Origin of the sequence: Streptomyces sp. NPDC127119, from assembly GCF_042677425.1 — a bacterium.
In the GTDB taxonomy this organism is placed as follows: domain Bacteria; phylum Actinomycetota; class Actinomycetes; order Streptomycetales; family Streptomycetaceae; genus Streptomyces.
Genome location: NZ_JBHXTO010000187.1, coordinates 1 through 15500 on the forward strand (window position 1 = coordinate 1; position 15500 = coordinate 15500).

A 15500-nucleotide genomic window follows, 5' to 3' on the forward strand; every position below is an offset into this window, starting at 1 on the left:
ACGGAGTCTCGGCTTGACGGGGGGCCGGGACCTCTCTCAGGTCCCGGCCCACCGTCATGCCGTACGAACGATTCCGGCCCGGGTCAGAACAGCCGCAGCTTGTCGTCCTCGATGCCCCGCATCGCGTTGTAGTCGAGGACCGTGCAGCCGATGCCCCGGTCCGTGGCGAGCACGCGGGCCTGCGGCTTGATCTCCTGGGCGGCGAAGATGCCGCGGACCGGCGCGAGATGCGGGTCGCGGTTCAACAGGTCGAGGTAGCGCGTCAGTTGCTCCACGCCGTCGATCTCGCCGCGCCGCTTGATCTCCACGGCGACGGTCTTGCCGTCCGCGTCGCGGCACAGGATGTCGACCGGGCCGATGGCCGTCATGTACTCGCGGCGGATCAGCGAGTAGCCCTCGCCGAGGATCTCGATCCGGTCGGCGAGCAGTTCCTGGAGGTGCGCCTCCACGCCGTCCTTGATCAGGCCGGGGTCGACGCCGAGCTCGTGCGAGGAGTCGTGGAGGACCTCCTCCATGGTGATGATGAGCTTCTCGCCCGCCTTGTTGATGACGGTCCACACACCTTCGTCGTCCCCCGAACCCTCCTTCAGGGTGCAGGGCGGCGACATCCAGTTGAGGGGCTTGTAGGCCCGGTCGTCCGCGTGGATCGAGACGCTGCCGTCCGCCTTCACGAGGATGAGACGGGGGGCCGACGGGAGATGGGCGGTGAGCCGGCCCGCGTAGTCAACGGAGCAGCGGGCAATGACGAGACGCATGGTCGGCAACGCTACTCGACCGGCACGGGTCGGCGCGATCCGGCCAGGATGCCCGTTGACCGGAGGCCTCCCCGCAGACTTCCCTGTCGCCCCTGTTTCCCCGGATAAGCCCTGTTCGAAAGTGGCCGGTTGTGTGCACGTTGGGTCTTCGCTGTGTGCCCAATGTCCTGGTGCGGCCACGAACAGTTGCTTACCGTATAAACGGGAGGTCGCGATGCATGTACTCAGCGTGTTCGACATCGCGGTCTCCTTCCCTGTCCGTCAACCCCCTCTGCCGAGGGGGTGCGAGAGGAGAACCCATGTCGCTGGACGTCTCACCGGCCCTACTCGAAAAGGCCGAGCGAGGCGAGGTCGACGAAGCGGAATTCGTCGACTGCGTCCGGACCTCCCTGCCCTACGCATGGGAGATGATCAGCTCCCTGGTGGCACAGCTGAAGGTGGACGGCGGCAACTTCGCCGACAACCAGACGCCTCCGCCGGACGAGCAGGCGCGGGGCCAGCTGCTGCGTGCCCTCGCGAGTGACGCGATACGAGGTGCGTTGCAGCGGCACTTCGGGGTGAGGCTGGCCTTCCAGAACTGCCACCGGGTGGCAGTGTTCCCGCTGGACGGCTCGGTGGACGACACCCTGACCCGCTTCACGTCGGTGCGAAGTCAGCTGCTGAACCAGTCGCCGGAGTTCCGGGACTGCTGATGCGGTGATGCCACCCCGTCTGCCGCTCCGTATGCGGGAGGTGTTCTGTACGGGAGCGGCAGGCTTCCCGTGGCCCGGGTCTGTTCGGCCCGGGCCCCGGGTCCGTGGCGGCGGGGTGCGGTGATCCCGGTCCGGTGCGCCGGTCCGCCGATCACCGGAGCCGTGGCAGTACCTCGCCCCCCAGCCGCCGTACGTTCTCCTCCGTGGCGGCCAGATCGCCGGAGCCCTCCACGAGGAGCGCGAAGCGGGTGATCCCGGTGCGCTCGGAGGTCGCCGCGAGGCGGTCCGCGCACAGCTGGGGCGTGCCCACCGGGTGCAGCCCGCAGAGGAGTTCGGTGTAGGCCACGGGGTCGCGCATCGAGCGCTTGCGGTCGTCCACCGTCACATGGGCCTCAAGACCCTGCCGCAGCCAGCCCGGCATGGCTTTCTGCAGCGTCTCGACGGCGTCCGTCCGCCGGTCCGCGATCTGTGCGACCCCGGCCGACACATGGGAGGCGCCGGCGACCGTGAGGTCGTCGGGGGAGTGCCCCGCGGCGAGCGCGTACGTCCGCCACAGCGCGACCATCTCGGCCTTCTCCTCGTCCCCCACGTGCATGCCGAGGAGCATCGGAAGCCCGCGCTCGGCGGCCATCCTGACGCTCGACGGCGAGGTGCACGCGACGACGACCTCGGGGCTCTCGCCGCCCGACAGGGCTTCCGACGGCCGCGGTACGACCGGGACCTCACGGAAGCCGAATCGCTCGGAGCCGCCCGCCACGGATGGCCGGCGCAGCCAGCTCATCAGCAGATCGAGTGATTCCGGGAACCCGTGTTCGTATGCTTCGAGGCCCGTTCCGAAGACCTCCAGGTCGACCCACGGTCCGCCGCGCCCCACCCCGAGCGAGAAACGTCCGCCCGAGGTCACGTGCAGCAGCGCGGCCTGTTCGCCGAGTGCCACCGGGTGCACGGTGGGCAGCACGCTGACCGCCGTACCGACCCGGATCCGCTGGGTGCGGCCCAGCAGCAGCGCCGCGAGTGTCACGGCCGACGGGCACGTCCCGTACGGCACGAAGTGGTGCTCGGCCAGCCATACCGTGTCGAGCCCGGCCTCCTCGGCGACCTCCGCCGACCGCACCGCGCGGTGCAGCGCCTCGCCCTGTCCCTGACCGGGAAACTGGGCTGCCAGAACGAAACTTCCTACGCGCATCGCGCTCCTGCCTCCTTGTGCCGACGAGGCTCCCCCATCCCGCATAACCGTCTGACACGTGCCAAAGTCACGGCTTGGCGGGGAGATTGGCGGATTGTCTGGAGAATGAGCCGACCGTGCGGGAGGTCTGTGGGGATTGGTGACGTACGCGTACCCCTGGGAGCTCCGCGTAGGCTGGACGCAGCCCCTGCTCCCTGTATAGCTCCGTGAGGTGTCCTGTGTCCCCGCGTCGCAACCGTCCCCACGTCGGTGGCTCCGGCCGGAGCGCGGAGGAGGATCCGTCCGACCGGTACGGCGGCTGGCAGTCGGCCGAGAGCTGGCAGGGCGAGTCCTGGAGCGTACGGCACGTGGCGGGCGCGAGCGCGCAGGGCAAGACCTACCGCTGCCCGGGCTGCGACCAGCAGATTCCCTCCGGCGTCCCGCACGTGGTCGCCTGGCCCGAGCACTCCGGGGTGGACGAGCGCCGCCACTGGCACAAGTCGTGCTGGAACGCGAAGGACCGCCGCACCACGAGGGTGCAGCGGTCCCGGAACGCGCCGAGGTTCTAGACCCCCTGCGCACACGCGGACACGGTGAAGCTCAGACGTCCCGCCGCTCAAGAAGCACGTACGCGCCCGCGATCGCCGCGGCGGTGACCCCGACGAGCAGGAGCAGCTGCGAGCCGCCGCCACCGTTCTCGGAGTCGAGTTCGAAGATCTTGGCGAGCGCGTTCGGGGCGTTGTAGTCCAGCATCTTCTCCCCGATCGTGCGCATGCTCTCGGACATCATCAGGAACGCCGGCATGATCGCCGGGACCAGCACGACGCCGAGCATCGCGGTGATCGCGCCCGCGGAGTGCCGCAGCATCGAGCCCACGGCGAGCGCGAGCACGCCGAGCAGCGACACGTACAGCGCGCCCTTCACGACGGTCCCGCCCCACGCGTTGTCCGAGGACCCGCCGTGCATGCCCGACGTGATCAGGCCGACGAACCCGATGGCCAGCGCCGACACGACGAACGCGACGACGAAGAAGATCAGCAGCTTGGCGGTGAGCACCCGGTGGCGCTGGGGCGAGGCCGTGAACGTCGTACGGATCATGCCCGTGCCGTACTCGGACGAGACCACCAGCACGCCCAGGGTGATCAGGCAGATCTGCCCGAGGATCAGCCCGAAGAACGCGGGGATCGTGTACGGGACGTCCGCGTAGTCGTTGTCGTTCGTCTGGGCGGCCACGAGCAGGCCGATCCCCACGACCAGGAGCAGGAACACGCCGAGCGTCCACATCGTGGAGCGCACCGACTTGATCTTCGTCCACTCCGAGGTGAGCGCGTGCCCGAGATGGGTGCGCGTGATCGGAATCGGCGAGGTGTACGAAGTCCCGGGCGCCGACTGCCAGTTCGGGGCAGGGGCGGCCTGCTGGTGCATCTGCGGCTGGGGCGTGCTCATCGGGCGTCCTCGGGCTTGGTCAGGTCGGGGGCGGCGGCGGAGGGCTGCGCGGGGGCGGCCGGGGGCTGCACGGGAGCGGACTGCGCAGGGGCCGGCTGAGCGGGCTGGGCGTACGGGTTGGGCTCCCCGGCGCCCGGGACGCCCGGAGCGCCGTAGGGGCCCGCGGGCGGCTGTCCCTGGGGCATCGCGAACGGCTGCCCGCCCTGCTGGGGCGGCGGCGGCGCGTACCAGCCCGGCTGGCCCTGTCCCGGCACCGGCATCTGCGGCGGCGCCATCGCGCCCGGCGGCAGCTGCTGCTGCAGGCCCGCGCGCTGGTCGGTGGTGGAGCGGTAGTCGACCGCGCCCTGCGTCATCCGCATGTACGCCTCCTCCAGCGAGGCCTGGTGCGGGGACAGCTCCCACAGCCGTACGTCGGCGTCGTGGGCGAGGTCGCTGATGCGGGGGAGCGGCAGCCCGGTGACACGCAGCGCGCCGTCCTGCTCCGGCAGCACCTGACCGCCCGCCTCCGTGAGCGAGGCCGTCAGCTTCTCGCGCTGGGCGGGGTCGGTGGCGGGGGTGCGCACCCGTGCGAAGTCGGCCGAGTTGTGCGAGATGAAGTCGCGGACGCTCATGTCGGCCAGCAGCTGGCCGCGCCCGATCACGATGAGGTGGTCGGCGGTCAGCGCCATCTCGCTCATCAGGTGCGAGGAGACGAAGACGGTCCGGCCCTCCGCGGCCAGTGACTTCATCAGGTTGCGCACCCAGAGGATGCCCTCGGGGTCGAGTCCGTTGACCGGCTCGTCGAAGAGGAGCACCTGCGGGTCGCCGAGCAGCGCGGCCGCGATGCCGAGCCGCTGGCCCATGCCGAGCGAGAAGCCCTTGGAGCGTTTTTTCGCCACGTCCTGGAGGCCCACGACCCCGAGCACCTCGTCCACCCGGCGGGCGGGGATGCCCGACAGCTGCGCCAGGCACAGCAGGTGGTTGCGGGCGTGCCGGCCGCCGTGCACGGCCTTGGCGTCGAGCAGCGCGCCCACCTGGCGCGGGGCGTTGGGCAGCCTGCGGTACGGGTAGCCGCCGATCGTCACCTGCCCGGCGCTGGGGTTGTCCAGCCCGAGAATCATCCGCATGGTCGTGGACTTGCCCGACCCGTTGGGGCCGAGGAAGCCGGTGACCGAGCCCGGCCTGACCTGGAAGGAAAGGTTGTACACGGCCGTCTTGTCGCCGTAGCGCTTCGTCAGGCCGACTGCCTCGATCATTCTCCGCACCCATCGAAAGGTTCAGGACGTCGGGGCACACGCCCCCGTAAGGGTTAGGAGGATATCGGGGCGCTGACGGTTCCCCTCAAGAGCGGGTAAAAAACCTCTCGCTACGCGTCCCGCCTCTTCAGCAGCGCGTAACCGCCGATCACCGCGACGACGACCCACAGCACCATGATGCCCAGCCCTCCCCAGGGCCCGTACGGTACGTCGTCGTCGAGCGGGGTGACCACCTGCATGATCTTGCTGCCGGCCTGGTCGGGCAGGAACCGACCGATCTTCTTGGTCGCGGAGACGTTGCCGAGGATCGCGGAGATCAGGAAGAAGAACGGCATCAGGATGCCCAGGGACAGCATCGGGCTGCGGAGCATCGTGGCGACGCCCATCGAGAAGACGGCGATGAGGGTCATGTAGAGGCCGCCGCCGATGACCGCGCGCAGGACGCCCGGGTCGCCGATCGCCGCCTTGTGCGAGCCGAGCATCGCCTGGCCGAGGAAGAACGCGACGAAACTGGTCACGATGCCCACGAGGAAGGCGAGCACGGTCGCCACCGCCATCTTGCTGAACAGGAACGTGCCGCGCCGCGGGACGGCGGAGAGCGAGGTGCGGATCATGCCGGTGCTGTACTCGTTGGACACCACCAGCACGCCGAACACGATCATCGCCAGCTGGCCGAGGCTCATCCCGGCGAAGCTGATGTAGGTGGGGTCGAAGGAGAGCCGGTCCTTCGCGCTCATCTTGTCGAACTCGTTCTTCGACAGCAGCGAGATCAGCACACCGAGCACGACGGTCACCACGGCGGCGAGGCTCAGCGTCCACAGGGTGGACGCCACCGACCGGATCTTGGTCCACTCGGACCTCAGGACCTGGGTCGCGGCCATGGAATCAGCCCTTCTTCCAGTCGTTGCCCCACTGGGGTCCCGGCACCTGCGGTCCGGGCGTCGGCGGCCCCGGCCGCTCGCCGGGGAGGGGCGGGGGCGCGGCGCCGAGCGGGGCGCCGGTGTGCGCGTGGTACTCCACCGACTCCGCCGTGAGCTGCATGAACGCCTCCTCCAGCGAGGCCTGCTGGGGGCTCAGCTCGTGCAGCACGATCCGGTTCCGCGCGGCCAGCTCACCGATGTCCTCGGGCCGGTGCCCGTCCACCTCGAGCGTCCCGACGCCGGTTTCCACGACGACGACCCCGGCCCGGTGCAGCACGTCGAGCAGCAGCTCGCGCTGGGGCGACCGGATACGTACGTACGAGCGGGAGTTCTCCCTGATGAAGTCGGCCATGGACGTGTCGGCGAGCAGCCGGCCCTGGCCGATCACGACGAGATGGTCGGCGGTCAGCGCCATCTCGCTCATCAGGTGCGAGGAGACGAAGACGGTACGGCCCTGGGAGGCGAGGGACTTCATCAGGTTCCGGATCCAGTGGATGCCCTCGGGGTCGAGCCCGTTCACCGGCTCGTCGAACATCAGGATCCGGGGGTCGCCGAGCAGCGCGCCCGCGATGCCGAGCCGCTGGCCCATGCCGAGCGAGAAGCCCTTGGCCTTCTTCTTCGCCACCGCGGTGAGTCCGACGGTGTCCAGCACCTCGTGCACCCGGCTGCGCGGGATGCCGTTGCTCTGCGCGAGGCACAGCAGGTGGTTGAAGGCGCTGCGGCCACCGTGCATGGCCTTGGCGTCGAGCAGGGCTCCGATGTACGTGAGCGGGTCCTTGAGCCGGTCGTAGTGCTGCCCGTCGATCCGCACGTCACCCGCGGTCGGCCGGTCGAGCCCGAGCATCATCCGCATGGTCGTGGACTTCCCGGCCCCGTTCGGCCCGAGAAACCCGGTGACGATCCCGGGCCGCACGTCGAACGTCAGCTGATTCACAGCCATCTTCTCGCCGTACCGCTTGGTCAGCCCCGCAACCTCGATCATGCCCCGAGGCTAAAACGCAACAAAGCCCCCTGCCACTGGAGGCAGGGGGCTCGGATGGCGCCCCCGAAGGGGCGCGGGGCTGTATAGATGTGCGACTCCGTCGCGTGGGCGCGACCAGCCACAGCTCCGTGAGGGGCGCGGGGAACTGCGCGACCAGCCACGACGGGCCCGCAGATCCCCACAACCTCAACCCGACCCGTACGGGGCCAGGGCCAGCGCCTAGCGCGACTGCTGAGCCGGCACCCCACGAGTGATCGGCTCGTCCTCGGCGGGCGACCCGGCGGCGGCAACAGCCGCACCGGTGAGCGTCGCCAGCATCTCGCGCACATTCGTGAGCTGCGCGTTGATCGAGTCACGCCGGTTCGTGAGAGCCGCAAGCTCGCGCTCGGACTCCGACCGGATCCGGTCGGCCTTCGCGTTCGCGTCGGCCACGATGTCCTCGGCCTGCCGCTGAGCCGTCTCGACGGTCTGACGGGCACGACGCTCGGCGTCCGTACGCAGCTTCTCGGCCTCGAGCCGAAGCTGCTCCGCACGGTGCTCGATCTCCGCGAGACGCTTCTCGGCCTTGGCCTGACGCGAGGCCAGGTCGCGCTCGGACTGCTCACGCCGCTTGGCGAGGTTCGTCTCGAAGTCGGCGGCGGCCTGCGCGGCCTTCGCGCGGGTCTCCTCGAAGAGGGCGTCCGCCTCCTCGCGCTTCGACTGGGCGTCCTTCGTCGCCTCCTGACGGAGCTGCGAGGCGTCCGTCTTGGCCTTCTCGACGATCCGGACGCCTTCGTCCTCCGCCTTGGACTTGCGGTCCGCAGCGAACGATTCTGCGTCGTTGCGCACCTGCTGGGCCGCCGATTCGGCGAGCTCACGGTGCTGCTCCGCCGCGCGACGGGCCTCCTCGCGCAGGTCCTTGGCCTCCTCCTCGGCGAGGCGGAGGATCTTCTCGACGCGGGCGCCGAGGCCGGCGTACGACGGCTCGGCGTCGCTTACCTGGGCCTGGGCGTTCTGCGTTTCGAGATGGAGTTCCTCGATGCGCTTTTCGAGAGCAGTGATACGGGCCAGAGCGCTGTCACGGTCGGAGACGAGCTTCGAAATGCGTTCGTCCACCTGAGCGCGGTCGTACCCACGCCGCACAAGCTCGAAGCCGTAGGGGGAAGTGTCGCTCATGGGGTTCCTGTCGAATGAGACCGGTGAGGTGATAGGTGGAATCCTAGGGGCCAAAACGGTGTGTCATCGAGCAGTAGCCCGATTGATATGGAGAATGACACCCTTTTTGGTGGCTAACGGCCGGAACGCTTGCCAGGGAGCTTCACCGAAGCCCCCCGGCATGCACGGAAGTTGCCCATCTGGCTAGCCCTCGGACGGCTTGCCACCCGAACGGGTCGCACCGGCCGCCGCGCCCGCCTTGACGCCCCCGTCCTTGCCACTCGACGGCGCCTCAAAGGATTCCAACGCCTCCAGGACGTCCTGGACACGGGAGATCTCGGCATTGATGTCCTGCCGACGGCGGACCAGCACCTCCAGCTCGCGCTTGCCCTCCTCGACCGCGGCCCGCGCCTCGCGGACCGCCTCGGATCTGATGCCCTCGGCCTCCGCGATGAGCGCGGCCTTCTTCTGCTCGGCCTCCTTGAGGAGCCCCTCCGCCTTCTTCACCGCGGCGATCCGGACCTTGCTCGCCTCCGAACCGGCCTCCGACACGAGGTCCTTGGCCTTCGCCTCGGCCTCCTTCAGCTGGTCCTCGGCGGCCCTGATCAGCGCGTCGCACCGATCGCCCGCCGCCTTCATCGTCTCGGCGGACTCCCGGCGGGCCCGGTCGTGCAGTTCCTCGATCTCGCCGGTGATCCGGTCCCGCAGCTCCTCGGCCCGCTCCCTTATGGCCGTCGCGTCCCGGCGCGCGCCGACCAGCAGCTCGTCGGCGTCCGTCCTGGCCCGCTCCACCCGGGTGTTGCCCTCGACCGTCGCCTCGGACAGCAGCCGCTCCGCCTCGTGGCGCGCGGCGCCCACCATCGTGTCGGCCTGTGCCTCGGCGTCCGCGGTGGTCTTGTGGGCGCTCTGCTGCGACTCCGAGAGGAGCTTGTCGGCCTCGGCGGTCGTCTCCGTGATCAGCTTGTCGACCTGCTCGGCCGCCTCGGAGCGCCGCTTGTTGGCCTCCTGGCGCGCCTTGTCCAGCGTGTCGTCGGCCTCGTCGCGGGCGTTCGACATGAGGCGGTCGGCCTCCTGGGCGGCCTCGGCCTTGAAGCGCTGGGCCTCCGTACGGATCCGCTCGGAGTGCTGCTGGGCGGAGCCGACCGTGTCGGCCGCCTCGGCGCGCAGCCGCTCCGCGTCGCCCGTCGCGTCCGAGATCAGCTTCTCGGCCTTCGCCACGGACTCGGCGCGGACGCGCTCCGCCTCCTGGTTGGTCTCCGCGGTGAGCCGCTCGACCTCGGCCGTCGTCTCGGTGATGAGGGTGTCCGCCTGCTTCGCCGCGTCCGACCGGATGCGGTTGGCGTCGTCCCTGGCCTCGGCCCGGGAACGCGAGGCGTCCTGCTCGGCCGACGCGATGGCGTCCGAGGCCTCCGTACGCGCCCGCTGCACATACTCCGAGGCGTCCGAACGCAGCCGCTCGGACTCCGCGATCGCCTCCGAGACCGTGCGCTCCGCGAGGGACTTCGCGGCCTCCGACTCGGCCTGGGCCTCGCGCCGGACCCGGTTGCCGTCCTCGGCCGCCCGCTCCCGCTCCGCGTGGGCGTCGGCGCGGACCCGGTCGGACTCCTGCTGGGCCTCCGTGCGCATGCGCTCCGCCACGTGCTCGGCGGCGCTGCGCAGGCCCGAGATCTCCTCCTGGGCCTGCTCGTGCAGCCCGGCCACGGCGTCGCGCACCTGCTGCGCGGTCTGCTCGGCGGCCGACACCATCTCGGTCGCCCGGCGGTCCGCCTCCTCGACCAGCCGTACGGCCTCGGTCTGGGCCTCCTCCACGCGGTTGCGCGCCGAGGCCAGCAGCTCCTCGCTCTGCTCGCGGGCCCGCTCGCGCTCCTGGTCGGCCTCCTGGCGGGCGGCGCCGAGCAGTTCCTCGGCCTCGCGGCGGCGCCTGGCCGCCTCCTCCTGGGCCGCGGACAGCGCCTCGGCGGCCTCGGTGGCCAGCCGCTCGGCGGCGGCCTGTGCCTCGGCCCGTACGCGGTCGGCGGTGTCCTGTGCCTCCGTCTTGAGCCGCTCGGCCTCCACCGCGGCGTCCGAACGCAGCCGTACGGCGATGGCCTCGCCCTCGGCACGGGACGCGGACGCGTCCGAGGCGGCCTCCGTGCGCAGCCGCTCGGCCTCCGTCTCGGCCTGCGCCTGGAGCGTACGGATCCGCTCGGCGGCCTCGGCGCGCAGCCGGTCGATCTCCTCGGAGGCCTCGCGGCGGATCCGCTCGGACTGCTCACGGGCGTCGGTGAGCGCCTGCTCGGCGGAGGCGAGGCGCTCCTCGGCCTCCGTGTGCAGCCGGGTCAGCCCCTCGGCCGCCTCGGCCTGCCGGGCCGCTATGGCCCGCTCGGTCTCCTCGTGCAGCTCGCCGGCGGCCCGCTCGGCCTCCGCCTTGATCTCGTCGGACTGCTCGACGGCCTCCGTGCGGTGCCGCTCGGCCTCCGCACGGGTGCGCTCCAGGGTCTCCTCGGCCTGCCGGCGCAGCGTCGTGGCGCGCTCGATGGCCTCGGTGCGGACCCGCTGGCTCTCCGTCGTGGCGTTCGACCGCAGTTCGTCCGCGTCGGCCTTCGCCTTGGACAGCAGCTCCTCGGCGGTCCTGGCCGCCTCCTCGATCTGCTGGACGGCCTCGCGCCGGGCCTCGGAGCGGATCCGCTCGCCCTCTTCGTTGGCGTCCGCGCGCAGCTGCTCGGCGTCGCCGCGCAGCCTGCGCGCCTCCTCCTGCAGCTCGACCGTCTTGGCGCGGTACTCCTTGGTGTCGTCCTTCGCCGTGCCCTTGAGCTGCTCGGCGATGTCGTGCGCCTCGGCGCGCAGCCGGTCCGCCTCGGCCTCGGCCTCGGCGCGGATCCGCTCGGCCTCCTCGGAGGCGGCCCTGGTGGTCGTCTTGGCTTCCTCGGACGCCTTGTTCAGCACGTCCTCGGCGGTACGGGCCGCCTTGGCGAGCTGGGACGCGGTCTCCTCGGCGGTGAGACTGCGGGCGTTCTCCTCGGCCTCCGCGGTGATCTTCTCGGCCTTGGTACGGGCGTCCGCGACGACCTGCTCGGCCTCGGCCTTGGTGGCCTCGGCCTCCTTGATCGCCTCGCCGACCAGCCGGGCGACCTGCTCCTTGGCCGTACGCGTGCGCTGTTCGTTCGCCGACTCCGCGCCGGAGAGCGCCTTGGCCGCGGCCTCCTTGGCCTCGGCGAGGACCTTCTCCGCCTCGGCCCGCGCCTCGCGCAGGGCCGTCTCGGCCTCGTTGATGCGCTGCTCGGCGGCGCGGCTCAGCTCGCCGGCCTGCCGGCGGGCGTTGTCCGAGTCGGACGCGGTCGAGCTGCGCAGCTGCTCGGCGTGGTCGGTGGCCTCCTGGGCCTGCGTCGAAGCCGCGTTCAGCAGCCGCTCCGCGTCGGTGCGGGCCCGGCGCAGCAGCGCCTCCGCCTCCGCACGCGCCCGCTCGGCGTCGCTCTGCAGCCGCTGGCGGGCCTCTCCCGCGACCCGCTCGGCCTCCGCGCGGGCGGCGGCCAGGGCCTGCTCGGCCTCGCCGCGCGACTCGTCGGCCAGCCGGCGGGCCTGCTGCTCGCTGCGGGCCCGCAGCTGCTCGGCCCACGCCACGTTCTCGTTGACGTGCGACTCGACGCTCTGGCGGCGCTCGGCCAGCTCCTGGTCGAGCTGCTGGCGGCGGGTGACCGCCTCCTGATGCAGCTCCGCCTGGAGACGGGCGGCCTGCTCCGCGTGCTCCTGCAGGATCCGCTGCGTCTGCGCGCGGGCCTGGCTCAGCTCCCGCTCGGCGTCCTGGCGCAGCTGATCGGCCTGAACCTGGGCATTACGGAGCATCTGCTCGGCCTGATAGCCGATGTCGGCACTGTCGTAGGCAGGCCGGGTCGCCAGACTGCGGCGCGCCTCGTGCAGCTTGGCGCGCAGCACCTCGACCTGATAGCCGAGGTCCTCGGCGTGCTGGACGGCCTTCTCCCGCTCGGTCTTCAGCCGTTCCATCTCGGCCTCGAACCGAGAGAGGTGGTCGACGTCAGCCGCCGGCTCTCGCTCCTGGCGTTCGTAGCCCCGCACTGCGCGGTCCCATCCGTCCCCTGGTCGCAAGTCTCTCCAAACGAGCACCGTCCATCCGCCGGACAGGGCCCCCGGGGAATGGTGTCAGATCAACGGCGGAGCAAGGGCTGCTCCCCCGACGCTCGTCCCCCGAAACCTGGACCCCGGCCCTCGGATCCTGACGATGAGGACCCGGACCGCCCCGAAGAGGCGACGGCCGTGCCCAACCCTACCGGCCCAGATATACGGAGGTCAGTGCTCAGGTGACTCAACTGGCGCCGAAGTGACCAGTTCTGTCAGGACGCCATGGCAATCCTTCGGGTGCAGAAAGGTGATCCTGGACCCCATCGAACCCCTGCGCGGCTCGTCGTACAGCACGCGTACGCCCTTGCCCCGGATGCCGGCCGCGTCCGCGTCCACGTCCGCCGTGCCGAAGGCGATGTGATGTACGCCCTCACCGTTCTTGGCCAGCCACTTTCCGACCGCGGAGTCCTCGCGGGTGGGTTCCAGGAGCTGCAGGTAGGAGGCGCCTCCGTCGGACGTCTCATTGATCTTGAGCATGGCCTCGCGCACGCCCTGCTCCTCGTTGACCTCGGAGTGGTACACCTCGAAGCCGTACGTGGCCCGGTAGAACTCGACGGTCGCGTCGAGGTCGAAACAGGCGATCCCGATGTGGTCGATTCGCGTCAGCATGCTGTCAGTGCAGCGCTCCGAGAGCGGTTACGCAACGTGCGCGCGATCACACGACGTGCCGGATGACGGCTGGCCTACCGCTCAGTACCTTCTTGAGTAAACCCTCGTTCACTCCTCGGCTGTGCAAGCTGGAAGGGGATCGCTCCTCATGTCTGGAACGAACAACACCACCTCCGTCATCGTTGCGGGTGCACGCACCCCGATGGGACGGCTGCTCGGCTCCCTGAAGTCCTTCTCGGGAGCCGACCTCGGTGGATTCGCGATCAAGGCCGCCCTCGACCGTGCGGGCATCGGCGGCGACCAGGTGCAGTACGTGATCATGGGCCAGGTGCTCCAGGCCGGGGCAGGGCAGATCCCGGCACGCCAGGCCGCCGTCAAGGCGGGCATCCCGATGAGCGTCCCGGCGCTCACGATCAACAAGGTGTGTCTGTCCGGCCTCGACGCCATCGCGCTCGCCGACCAGCTGATCCGCGCCGGTGAGTTCGACATCGTGGTCGCGGGCGGCCAGGAGTCGATGACCAACGCCCCCCACCTGCTGCCGAAGTCCCGTGAGGGCTACAAGTACGGCGCGATCGAGATGCTCGACGCGATGGCGCACGACGGGCTGACCGACGCCTTCGAGAACATCGCCATGGGCGAGTCGACGGAGAAGCACAACACCCGCCTGGGCATCCTGCGGCCCGAACAGGACGAGATCGCCGCCCTGTCCCACCAGCGGGCCGCCGCCGCGCAGAAGAACGGCACCTTCGAGGCGGAGATCACCCCCGTCGAGATCCCGCAGCGCAAGGGCGACCCCGTCGTCTTCAGCCAGGACGAGGGCATCCGCGGCGAGACGACCCCCGAGTCGCTCGGCCGGCTGCGCCCCGCCTTCACCAAGGACGGCACGATCACGGCCGGCTCGGCCTCGCAGATCTCCGACGGCGCCGCCGCCGTCGTCGTCATGAGCAAGGCCAGGGCCGAGGCGCTCGGCCTCGACTGGATCGCGGAGATCGGCGCCCACGGAAACGTCGCGGGACCCGACAACTCTTTGCAGTCGCAGCCGTCGAACGCCATCCAGCACGCCCTCAAGAAGGAGGGCATCGGCGTCGAGGATCTTGACCTGATCGAGATCAACGAGGCCTTCGCCGCCGTCGCGGTCCAGTCAATGAAGGATCTCGGCGTGTCCACGGAAAAGGTGAACGTCAACGGCGGCGCCATCGCGCTGGGCCACCCGATCGGCATGTCCGGCGCCCGGCTCGTCCTGCACCTCGCCCTCGAACTGAAGCGGCGCGGCGGCGGCGTGGGCGCGGCGGCGCTGTGCGGTGGCGGAGGCCAGGGCGACGCGCTGATCGTGCGGGTCCCCGGCGCCTGACCCGCGCTGCGGGCCGGCCGATCTACCGAACGGAGCTGTGATGCAGGACGTCCCCTCGCTGGTGGCCGCGGCCAGGGAAGGCCGGCCGAGGGCCGTGGCCAGGCTGATCTCCCTGGTGGAGGGGGCGTCCCCGCAACTGCGCGAGGTCATGGCCGCGCTGGCCCCGCTCGCGGGCAACGCGTACGTCGTCGGCCTCACCGGATCACCGGGCGTCGGCAAGTCGACCTCCACGTCGGCGCTCGTGTCCGCCTACCGGCGGCAGGGCAAGCGGGTCGGCGTCCTCGCCGTCGACCCGTCGTCGCCGTTCTCCGGCGGGGCGCTGCTCGGCGACCGCGTCCGGATGTCCGACCACGCCTCGGACCCCGGCGTCTACATCCGCTCCATGGCCACCCGCGGGCACCTCGGCGGGCTCGCGTGGGCCGCGCCCCAGGCCGTCCGGGTGCTCGACGCGGCCGGCTGCGACGTCGTCCTCGTCGAGACCGTCGGCGTAGGCCAGTCCGAGGTGGAGATCGCCTCGCAGGCGGACACGAGCGTGGTGCTGTTGGCCCCCGGCATGGGGGACGGCATCCAGGCGGCCAAGGCCGGAATCCTGGAGATCGGCGACGTGTACGTGGTCAACAAGGCCGACCGGGACGGGGCCGACACGACGGCACGTGAGCTGAACCACATGCTCGGGCTCGGCGAGTCCCGGGGCCCGGGGGACTGGCGGCCCCCCATCGTCAAGACGGTGGCCTCGCGCGGGGAGGGCATCGACGAGGTCGTCGAGGCGCTGGAGAAGCACCGGGCGTGGATGGACGAACGGGGGGAGCTCGCTGCGCGGCGGCTCGCCCGCGCGTCCCGGGAGGTCGAGGCGATCGCGGTCACGGCGCTGCGGGAGCGGATCGGTTCCCTGCACGGAGACCGCCGCCTCAGTGCGCTCGCGGCCCGGATCGTCTCGGGAGACCTGGACCCGTACCGGGCGGCGGACTCCCTGATCCAGAACCTGACGGGCCCCTGAACGACCTTCCCTCGCCCCCGCCGCCCCTACCCTTCCCGTCACTGTGTCCTCAAACGCCGGACGGGCTGAGATGTCCGCCGGTCCGGGGACATCTCAGC

The 15500-nt window shown here is 70.9% G+C and carries 13 protein-coding genes; 4 read left to right on the plus strand and 9 right to left on the minus strand.

Translation table 11 applies throughout. The annotated features are described in order from the left end of the window. Positions 1 to 83: 83 nt before the first annotated feature. Entirely contained in the window at positions 84 to 755 is a 672-nt protein-coding gene (gene nucS / locus ACFVH5_RS40320) for an endonuclease NucS (protein ID WP_107021285.1), read from the minus strand. A gap of 299 nt (positions 756 to 1054) precedes the next feature. On the opposite strand from nucS, the gene ACFVH5_RS40325 reads away from it, so the two are divergent. Then, the gene (locus tag ACFVH5_RS40325) at positions 1055 to 1447 is read left to right on the plus strand and encodes an SCO5389 family protein (RefSeq protein ID WP_107021284.1); all 393 of its coding nucleotides are present in this window, start codon (positions 1055 to 1057) and stop codon (positions 1445 to 1447) included. A gap of 151 nt (positions 1448 to 1598) precedes the next feature. On the opposite strand, the gene ACFVH5_RS40330 is transcribed toward ACFVH5_RS40325, so the two are convergent. After that, a complete protein-coding gene (locus ACFVH5_RS40330; protein ID WP_385838658.1) occupies positions 1599 to 2633 on the minus strand; it encodes an LLM class flavin-dependent oxidoreductase in 1035 nt (344 codons plus the stop codon). 218 nt (positions 2634 to 2851) lie between these two features. Between ACFVH5_RS40330 and ACFVH5_RS40335 the strand changes: the two genes are divergently transcribed. Beyond that, positions 2852 to 3181: an ATP/GTP-binding protein gene (locus ACFVH5_RS40335; protein WP_385838659.1), complete on the plus strand. Its 330-nt coding sequence runs from the start codon at positions 2852 to 2854 to the stop codon at positions 3179 to 3181. Between the two features lie 31 nt (positions 3182 to 3212). On the opposite strand, the gene ACFVH5_RS40340 is transcribed toward ACFVH5_RS40335, so the two are convergent. The 7 genes from ACFVH5_RS40340 to mce all read right to left on the minus strand — a co-directional run bounded on the left by ACFVH5_RS40340 (position 3213) and on the right by mce (position 13054). Continuing rightward, positions 3213 to 4058, minus strand: a complete 846-nt coding sequence (locus ACFVH5_RS40340) for an ABC transporter permease subunit (protein WP_385838660.1) — start codon at positions 4056 to 4058, stop codon at positions 3213 to 3215. Next, positions 4055 to 5293 carry an ABC transporter ATP-binding protein gene (locus ACFVH5_RS40345; RefSeq protein WP_384803105.1) on the minus strand — a complete coding sequence of 413 codons (1239 nt, stop codon included), beginning with the start codon at positions 5291 to 5293 and terminating at the stop codon, positions 4055 to 4057. Before ACFVH5_RS40345 ends, ACFVH5_RS40340 begins: the two co-directional genes overlap by 4 nt. A 110-nt stretch (positions 5294 to 5403) precedes the next feature. Beyond that, on the minus strand, positions 5404 to 6174 hold the full coding sequence (locus tag ACFVH5_RS40350; RefSeq protein WP_385838661.1) for an ABC transporter permease: 771 nt from the start codon (positions 6172 to 6174) through the stop codon (positions 5404 to 5406). Positions 6175 to 6178: 4 nt separating this feature from the next. Continuing rightward, positions 6179 to 7195, minus strand: coding sequence for an ABC transporter ATP-binding protein (locus ACFVH5_RS40355; RefSeq protein ID WP_385838662.1), 1017 nt, complete (start codon positions 7193 to 7195; stop codon positions 6179 to 6181). A gap of 219 nt (positions 7196 to 7414) precedes the next feature. Then, the gene (locus ACFVH5_RS40360; protein ID WP_107021278.1) at positions 7415 to 8350 is read right to left on the minus strand and encodes a cellulose-binding protein; all 936 of its coding nucleotides are present in this window, start codon (positions 8348 to 8350) and stop codon (positions 7415 to 7417) included. A 183-nt stretch (positions 8351 to 8533) separates the two neighbouring features. After that, positions 8534 to 12382 (minus strand): polarized growth protein Scy, encoded by a 3849-nt coding sequence (scy, locus tag ACFVH5_RS40365; protein ID WP_385838663.1) that lies wholly within the window; start codon positions 12380 to 12382, stop codon positions 8534 to 8536. Positions 12383 to 12613: 231 nt separating this feature from the next. Continuing rightward, a complete protein-coding gene (gene mce, locus ACFVH5_RS40370; RefSeq protein WP_384803093.1) occupies positions 12614 to 13054 on the minus strand; it encodes a methylmalonyl-CoA epimerase in 441 nt (146 codons plus the stop codon). Between the two features lie 148 nt (positions 13055 to 13202). On the opposite strand from mce, the gene ACFVH5_RS40375 reads away from it, so the two are divergent. Continuing rightward, the gene (locus ACFVH5_RS40375) at positions 13203 to 14405 is read left to right on the plus strand and encodes an acetyl-CoA C-acetyltransferase (protein ID WP_385838664.1); all 1203 of its coding nucleotides are present in this window, start codon (positions 13203 to 13205) and stop codon (positions 14403 to 14405) included. Between the two features lie 40 nt (positions 14406 to 14445). Then, positions 14446 to 15402, plus strand: coding sequence for a methylmalonyl Co-A mutase-associated GTPase MeaB (meaB, locus tag ACFVH5_RS40380; RefSeq protein WP_385838665.1), 957 nt, complete (start codon positions 14446 to 14448; stop codon positions 15400 to 15402). Positions 15403 to 15500 lie beyond the last annotated feature (98 nt).

Coding starts and splice junctions, on each gene's coding strand:
- ACFVH5_RS40360 (WP_107021278.1), bottom strand. CDS start 8,350: ATGAGCGACACTTCCCCCTACGGCTTCGAGCTTGTGCGGCGTGGGTAC.
- meaB (WP_385838665.1), top strand. CDS start 14,446: ATGCAGGACGTCCCCTCGCTGGTGGCCGCGGCCAGGGAAGGCCGGCCG.
- ACFVH5_RS40375 (WP_385838664.1), top strand. CDS start 13,203: ATGTCTGGAACGAACAACACCACCTCCGTCATCGTTGCGGGTGCACGC.
- ACFVH5_RS40345 (WP_384803105.1), bottom strand. CDS start 5,293: ATGATCGAGGCAGTCGGCCTGACGAAGCGCTACGGCGACAAGACGGCC.
- ACFVH5_RS40325 (WP_107021284.1), top strand. CDS start 1,055: ATGTCGCTGGACGTCTCACCGGCCCTACTCGAAAAGGCCGAGCGAGGC.
- ACFVH5_RS40355 (WP_385838662.1), bottom strand. CDS start 7,195: ATGATCGAGGTTGCGGGGCTGACCAAGCGGTACGGCGAGAAGATGGCT.
- ACFVH5_RS40340 (WP_385838660.1), bottom strand. CDS start 4,058: ATGAGCACGCCCCAGCCGCAGATGCACCAGCAGGCCGCCCCTGCCCCG.
- mce (WP_384803093.1), bottom strand. CDS start 13,054: ATGCTGACGCGAATCGACCACATCGGGATCGCCTGTTTCGACCTCGAC.
- ACFVH5_RS40330 (WP_385838658.1), bottom strand. CDS start 2,633: ATGCGCGTAGGAAGTTTCGTTCTGGCAGCCCAGTTTCCCGGTCAGGGA.
- nucS (WP_107021285.1), bottom strand. CDS start 755: ATGCGTCTCGTCATTGCCCGCTGCTCCGTTGACTACGCGGGCCGGCTC.
- ACFVH5_RS40350 (WP_385838661.1), bottom strand. CDS start 6,174: ATGGCCGCGACCCAGGTCCTGAGGTCCGAGTGGACCAAGATCCGGTCG.